Origin of the sequence: Saccharothrix sabaoui, assembly GCF_051756985.1 — a bacterium.
Taxonomy (GTDB): Bacteria; Actinomycetota; Actinomycetes; order Mycobacteriales; family Pseudonocardiaceae; genus Actinosynnema.
The window spans coordinates 1-6,725 of the sequence record NZ_JBPKJK010000275.1 but is presented as its reverse complement, the minus strand read 5'-3'; the positions used below and the strand labels follow the sequence as shown (position 1 = coordinate 6,725).

General features: G+C 75.6%; 6 protein-coding genes and 1 pseudogene. 4 read left to right on the top strand and 3 right to left on the bottom strand.

Going from position 1 to position 6,725, the window contains the following annotated elements:
• The coding region (locus tag ACR807_RS40510) for a class I SAM-dependent methyltransferase (protein ID WP_438926849.1) at nucleotides 1–754 on the top strand (754 nt) is incomplete at its 5' end.
• A 31-nt stretch (nucleotides 755–785) separates the two neighbouring features.
• Here the strand turns inward: ACR807_RS40510 and ACR807_RS40505 are convergent.
• The 3 genes from ACR807_RS40505 to ACR807_RS40495 all read right to left on the bottom strand — a co-directional run bounded on the left by ACR807_RS40505 (nucleotide 786) and on the right by ACR807_RS40495 (nucleotide 3,180).
• Nucleotides 786–1,244, bottom strand: a complete 459-nt coding sequence (locus tag ACR807_RS40505) for a hypothetical protein (RefSeq protein WP_438926851.1) — start codon at nucleotides 1,242–1,244, stop codon at nucleotides 786–788.
• A complete protein-coding gene (locus ACR807_RS40500) occupies nucleotides 1,216–1,845 on the bottom strand; it encodes an RNA polymerase sigma factor (protein ID WP_438926848.1) in 630 nt (209 codons plus the stop codon). The genes ACR807_RS40505 and ACR807_RS40500 overlap by 29 nt, the downstream gene beginning before the upstream one ends.
• Nucleotides 1,846–1,977: 132 nt before the next feature.
• A complete protein-coding gene (locus ACR807_RS40495; protein WP_438926847.1) occupies nucleotides 1,978–3,180 on the bottom strand; it encodes a S8 family peptidase in 1,203 nt (400 codons plus the stop codon).
• Nucleotides 3,181–3,258: 78 nt separating this feature from the next.
• Here ACR807_RS40495 and ACR807_RS40490 point away from each other — a divergent pair, with 78 nt between their 5' ends.
• The 3 genes and pseudogenes from ACR807_RS40490 to ACR807_RS40480 all read left to right on the top strand — a co-directional run.
• The gene (locus ACR807_RS40490) at nucleotides 3,259–5,871 is read left to right on the top strand and encodes a CHAT domain-containing protein (RefSeq protein WP_438926846.1); all 2,613 of its coding nucleotides are present in this window, start codon (nucleotides 3,259–3,261) and stop codon (nucleotides 5,869–5,871) included.
• A gap of 55 nt (nucleotides 5,872–5,926) precedes the next feature.
• Complete coding sequence (locus tag ACR807_RS40485; RefSeq protein WP_438926850.1) at nucleotides 5,927–6,355, top strand: nucleoside deaminase; 429 nt, start codon at nucleotides 5,927–5,929, stop codon at nucleotides 6,353–6,355.
• Nucleotides 6,356–6,413: 58 nt separating this feature from the next.
• A pseudogene (locus tag ACR807_RS40480) lies at nucleotides 6,414–6,725 on the top strand (hypothetical protein); the annotation flags it as partial.

Here is a 6,725-nt window from a genome sequence, read left to right as displayed (position 1 = left end):
CCCGTCGCGCTGTCGGGGCACACTCGGCCGGGTGACGGAGGACCCCGCGAGGACTGCCGCCCTGTACGACGCCGTCAACGGGTGGGACGCGTCCGACGACTTCTACCTCGACCTGGTGCTCGCAGCCGACGCCGTGCTGGACGTCGGCTGCGGCACCGGCGCGCTGCTGCACGCCGCCCGCGTCGCCGGGCACGCCGGCCGCCTCGTGGGGCTGGACCCCGACCCCGACTCCCTGGCCCTGGCCCGCCGGTACGACGGCGTGGAGTGGCTCGCGGGCGACCTGCGCACGACCGCGTTCGACGGTGGCTTCGACCTCGTCGTGATGACGGGGCACGTGTTCCAGTTCTTCCTCACCGACGACGAGGTGCGCGCGCAGTTCGCCGCGGTCCACCGGGCGCTGCGGCCGGGCGGGCGGTTCGCGTTCGAGACGCGGGACCCGGGCGCGCGGGCGTGGGAGCGGTGGACGCCCGAGAACGGCGTCGACGTCACCGGCGAGAACGGCGAGCGGGTGCGCGTCGAGCACCGGGTGGCGAGCGTGGCGGACGGGCTCGTGCGGTTCAGCGAGACGCACAGCAGCCCGGACTGGGCCGAGGACGTCGTGGACTGGGCCACGCTCCGGTTCACCACCGCCGAGCAGGTGGACGCGCTGCTCGGCGGAGCCGGGTTCGAGGTGGCCGAGCGCCACGGCTGGTGGGACCGCACGCCGCCGACCGCGACCAGCCGGGAGATCATCACCGTCGCCCGGCGCCCCTAGCCGCACGCGGTCGCGGCTGTGTGGTCGCGGGTTACACGGTCACCCACTCGGTGACCACGGTCGTGCCGTCGATCTCGCACCGCAACCGCACCGGTCCCGCGGGCGGCGGGCCGAGCAGGAACATGCCCACCTCGTCCAGCTCCGCCTCCTCGACCGGCCCGGTCGCCGTCAGCAGCACCACCCGACCCGGCCGCGCGGGCAGCACCTGGCCGGCGACACCCACCTCGGTCACCTCGACCTGCACCGACACGCCCACCGCGTCGAACACGAGCTGCCGCGCCGTCTGCGCCGCCCGCGCCCGGGTCGCCAGCTCGCCGTCCAGCACCGAGTCGTAGCTGGTCAGCGCGATCAGCTCGGCGTCGACCGTCCGCCAGCTCCACGCCGCGCGCGCCGCCTCCCGGATGTGCTCGGGCACGTCCGCCTGCTCGTCGAGCGCCGCCTTCAGGTCGCGCAGCAGCGCGTCATCGCTTTCCCACCCCGGATCGACCATCGACACCGACCACACCTCCTCCACCCGGTCTCGGGCTGAACAGCCGGTACACCGCGGGTGTCTTCCGCAGCTTGTCCAGGCACCTGATGCGGGTGGGCCCGATGCTGCCCACCGGCATCGCCAACTCCTCGCTGACCGCCGCGTAGCTCGGCGGCGGGTCCGCCATCAGCTTCGCCAGCAGCACGCGGCACTGCTCGGGCAGGGCGCGGAAGCCGTCGCGCAGCGCCTGGAGCCGCTGCGACGCCTCCATCTCCTCGTCCAGGTCCGCGACCGCGTCCACCGGGCTCGCCGGCTCGTCCTCGGACAGCGGGTCGTACGGCTGGAGGCGCTGCTGCACCCGCAGCACGCGCAGGCACTCGTTGCGGGTGGTCGTGGCGATCCAGCCGGGCAGGGCGTCGGCCTCCCGCAACCGGCCGATCTGCTCCACCAGGCGCAACCACACCGTCTGGTTGACGTCCGCGGCGTCCGCCGGTCTCAGCCGGTGCCGGTAGATCACCGACAGCACCAGTGGCGTGTACCGGTCGATGATCTCGTGCCAGGCGTGCTGGTCCCCGTCCGCTGCGGCGCCCACCAGCGCGCCGATCGGCCCTGCAGGGGTCACGTCCCCTCCTCCTGTCCAGGGGGTGCCGCGCCTGCGCCCCGGCGTGCGCCGGGACGGGCCCGCGCCGGGTCCGGGACATCGGATTCATCGCTGCCACGTACTACGGAGCAACCATGCCGTCTCCAGATACGACTAGTCCACGAAGACACCGTATCCGGGGAAGAACTCGGCCTTCCCGACGAGCAGCTCGTCGCGGGCGGCGGCGGCCGACACCCCCCGGGTCGTCATCGTCTCGGCGATGCGGCCCGCCACGTGCGGCGCGGCGAACGAGGTGCCCAGCCAGTAGGCGAACCGGTCGTAGACCTCCGCGGGCAGGCCCGACAGCACCCAGCGGCCCTTGAGGAACGTGCTGGTCCGGTTCCCGACCGCGCACGCGTCCACCCAGTGGCCGTGGTTGGAGTAGCACGCGGGCGAGCGCGAGCCGTCACGCTCCTGGGCGACCCCGGCGACCGCCGTGACCCCGCCCAGCGCGGCGGGCCAGCTCGGCCTGGTCGTGCCCTGGTTGCCGGCCGACGCCACCACCACGACGTCGGCGGGCAGCTGCGCGAGCGCCCGGCGCACCGGCTCGGAGGCCACGTCGTCCTGCGTGAAGCACCCCATCGAGATGTTGACGACGTGCACCCGCTCGTCGAACGACGCCACCGCCCGGGCGAAGTCCTCCTCGGTGCCCAGGCCCGACGGGTCCAGCGCCCGCTCCGGGTCGATCCGCACGCCCGGCGCGGCCTGCCGCACCACGCCCGCCACGAACGTGCCGTGCCCGCCCTCCGGGGCGAACACGTCGTCGTGCGCGTAGGCGGCGTCCACCTCGTCGGCGCGGGGCGTGAACGCGCCCTTGAGCCACAGCGGGTGGTCGACGCCCGCGTTCGCGGAGATGCCCGTGTCGACGACGCCGACGGTGACGCCCTTGCCGCGGCCCAGCGCGGTCTTGTCCGGGTCCGCCAGCGGCGCGGCCACCTGGGGCGGCACGCCGGGGTGCCCGTGCATGTTGCCGCCGTGGCCGACCAGCACGTGGTGCGGCTGGACGAACGGAGTCCGCTCACCGGGCCACTGCTGGGGGTCGCGCAACAGGCGCACGATCGCCGGGATGTCGTCGGAATTGCGCGGCAGGACCAACCGGCTCATACCGGCGAAATCACGTCCGCGTTCGGTGACGATGTTGTTCTGCGCCAGTTTCCGGACGACCCGGTCGAGGTCCTGGGGAATGGTCAACAGCTCACGGGCGACGAACAGGAACTCGCGTCCGCGCTCGGCGTGCAGCCGGAAATCCTGGTGTTCCCTGATCGACAGGTCGAAAGCCTGGCCGTAAAGCTCCGCACGATTCGATGGTTGGGACACCACGGCCTCACAGCAGCGTCGACGGAGGTGCGAGCTTGATCAAGCTACCACAGGGGACTTGGTAATAAGGTGGGTTCCGTGGGAGGGGAATCCGCCGCAGCGGCACTGGAGGCCCGGCAGCGGGACCCGCGCGCGGCGATCGGGATGGGCCGTTCGGCGCTGCGGGCCGCGCGCCTTTCCGGCGACGCCGAGGAGGAGTCGACCGCCGAACGCGCCATCGGCCTGTCCCTGCGCGAACTGCACGACTTCGAGGGGGCGCTGCGGCACCTGCGCCGCGCGGTCCGCGTCGCCGAGGGCGCGGGTTCCGCCCGGCTCGCCGCGCTGGCCCGGGTGAGCCTCGCGTTCGTGCTGTCCAACACCGGCCGCCACGCCCAGGCGCTGCGCGCGGTCAACGAGGCACTGGACGTCCTCGACGGCCCCGACGCCGACATCGCCCGGATGCAGCGCGGCCTCGTGCTGCACTACCTGTGCCGCTACGACGAGGCGCAGCGCGAGTACAACGCGGCCATCGACGCCGCCCGCCGCACCGGCGACCGGCTCGGCGAGGCCCGCGCCCGCAACAACCGCGGCCTGCTGCGCGCCTACACCGGCGGCCTCAAGGCGGCCGACGAGGACTTCGACCGCGCCGCCGCGCTCTACCGGTCGCTCGACCTGGAGCTGGCCGTGGCCGACGTGCGGTGGAACGCCGGGATCTCCGCCACCCGGGCGGGTGACGTGCCGCGCGCCCTGACGATGTTCGCCGAGGCCGAGCGCGAGTACCGGCGGCTGGCCGTGCCCCGGCCCGCGCTGCTGATCAACCGGCTGGAGCTGCTGGTGTCCGTGCCGCTGCTGGAGGAGGCCCGCGCGGCGGCCGACCGGGCGCTCGGCGAACTCGGCGGCGACCTCGTGCTGGCCCGCTCCGAGGCCCTGTTCTACCGGGCCCGCGTCGCCCTGCTGGAGGGCGACCTGGAGCGCGCCGTGGAGATGGCCGCCGCCGCGCGCGGGGGCTTCCGGCGCGAGCGCCGCGAGGTGTGGGAGGCGGGCGCCCGGCACGTCGAGCTGCGCGCCGCCTACCTCAGCGGGCAGCGCACCCGCGGCCTGGTGACCGCGCTCGTGCGCGTCGCCTCCCGGCTCGACGCGTTCGGCTGGCGGATGGCCGGGCTGGAGGCCCGGGTCGACGCCGCGCTCGTCGCCCGCGACCTCGGCGACCGCCGCCGGGCCGTGGCCGAGCTGACCACCGCGGGCGCGGCCCGGCGCGGCGGCACGGCGGCGCACCGCGTGCAGGGCTGGTACGCCGAGGCGCTGCGCCGCGACCTGCTCGGCAACGCCCGGGGCGCGCAGATCGCGCTGCGCCGCGGCCTCGCGCTGCTCGACGAGTACCGCGTGTCGCTCGGCGCGGTCGAGCTGCGCGCCTCCAGCGGCGCGCAGGGCAAGGCGCTCGCGTTCGAGGGGCTGCGCACGGCCGTCGCCGGCGGCCACGCCGGGCGGGTGCTGTCGTGGGCTGAGGCGTGGCGCGCGGGCGCCATGCGGATGACCCCCGCCCGCCCGCCGGAGGACTCCGGGCTCGCCGACGCCCTCGCCGAGCTGCGCGCGATCACCGCCGACCTGGAGACCGCGCTGCTGGCCGGCAAACCGTCCGCCGCGCTGCGCCAGCGCCAGGTGCGCGGCGAGCAGCGCGTCCGCGACCTGACCCGGCAGACCAGCGGCGGCGGAGCCGTGTTCAAACCGCCCGCCGTGCGCGACCTCGCCCAGGCGCTGGGGGAGCGGGCGCTCGTCGAGTACGTCGACCACGACGGCGACCTGCTGGCCGTCGTCGTCGCCGGGGGCCGCGCCTCGCTGCACCGGCTCGGCCCGCTCGACGGCGCGCTGCGCGAGGTGCGGCTGCTGCGGTTCGCCCTGCACCGGCTCGTCACCCTGCCCGACCACCTCGACAAGACCGCCGTGCGCGGCGGCGCCGACCACACCGCCCGGCTGCTCGACACCCGCCTGCTCGCGCCGCTGCGCCGCCGCCTCGACGACCGGCCCCTCGTGCTCGCGCCCACCGGCCTCCTCGGCGGCCTGCCCTGGTCGGCGCTCCCCGGCTGCCGGGGGCGGTCCGTCACCGTCGTGCCCTCGGCGACCGTGTGGCTGCGCGCGGCGCTGTCGTCGGCGGCCCCGCACGACCGGGCCGTGCTCGCCGCCGGCCCCCGGCTGCCCGCCGCACCCACCGAGATCGCCGCCATCGCGCCGCTCGCCGGCGAGGCCACCGTGCTGGTGGGCGCGGACGCGACGGTCGACGCGGTCGCCGCGGCCATGGACGGCGCGCCCCTGGCGCACGTCGCCGCGCACGGCTCGTTCCGCGCCGACAACCCCCTGTTCTCCGCCCTGGAGCTGGCCGACGGGCCGCTCACCGTCCACGACCTGGAACGCCTCCGCCACCCGCCCGCGCTCGTCGTGCTGTCGGCGTGCGACTCGGGCCTGTCGGCCGTGCGGCCGGGCGACGAGCTGATGGGCTTCACCGCGGCCCTGCTCGGGCTGGGCACCCGCACCCTCGTGGCCCCGGTCGTGCCCGTGCCGGCCGAGGTCACCACCCCGCTGATGGTCGACCTGCACCGCAGGCTCGGCAAGGGCGACCCGCCGGCGGTGGCCCTGGCCGGCGCGCAGGACGCGCACCGCGACACCGGTCACGCCGCCTACGCGGCGGGCGCCGGGTTCCTCTGCTTCGGCGCCTAGCGCGCGCCGGGGGCTTCCCGCGTAGGTTGGGGCCGTGGCTGTGGACGCGCACGAGATGCTGGCCGTGGCGGTGGCGGAAGCCCGCGCCGGGCTGGACGAGGGCGGTATCCCCATCGGCGCGGCGCTCTTCACCACGACGGGTGAACTGCTCGGCCGCGGGCACAACCGGCGGGTGCAGGACGGCGACGCCTCCACGCACGCCGAGACGGCCGCGTTCCGCGCCGCCGGCCGCCGGGCGTCCTACCGGGACACCGTCATGGTCACCACGCTGTCGCCCTGCTGGTACTGCTCCGGGCTCGTCCGCCAGTTCGGCATCCCCCACGTGGTGATCGGCGAGGCCCGAACGTTCCACGGCGGTCACGACTGGCTCGCCGCGAACGGGGTGCGCATCACCCTGCTGGACGACCCGGCGTGCGCGGGGATGATGGCGGACTTCATCGCCGCCCGTCCCGAGCTGTGGTTCGAGGACATCGGGCAGGGTTAACGGAGCGCGCCGCGCGCGGACACAATCCCGTCACGGGGCCGCGCAAACATCAGCGGGCATGGAACGTTGGCACGTCGAAGGCTCGCTGGTGCTGACCGAGGGCGCGGTCGCCGTGGAGGTGCCCGCCAGCTGGGGCGCCGAGGTCAGCCACCAACTCCGCTCCGCAGGGCCGCTCGGCCCGATCCTCGCGATCCCCGGCCCGCGCCTGCGCTGGCTCTTCCTCGCGAGACCCGACCCCGAACCGGCGCCGGGCCACGTGCTGCCGCCGGACGTGCGCTGCTGGCGCGGCCCGCGCAGCATCCCCGCCGTCGAGTCCCGCTGGGTGGTCGCACCGGAAGGCGCACTGCCCCCCGAGGGGGCCGTGCGCTGC

Excerpts from the sequence above, each read along its gene's own strand:
- ACR807_RS40485 (WP_438926850.1), top strand. The coding sequence starts at position 5,927 with ATGCTGGCCGTGGCGGTGGCGGAAGCCCGCGCCGGGCTGGACGAGGGC.
- ACR807_RS40505 (WP_438926851.1), bottom strand. The coding sequence starts at position 1,244 with ATGGTCGATCCGGGGTGGGAAAGCGATGACGCGCTGCTGCGCGACCTG.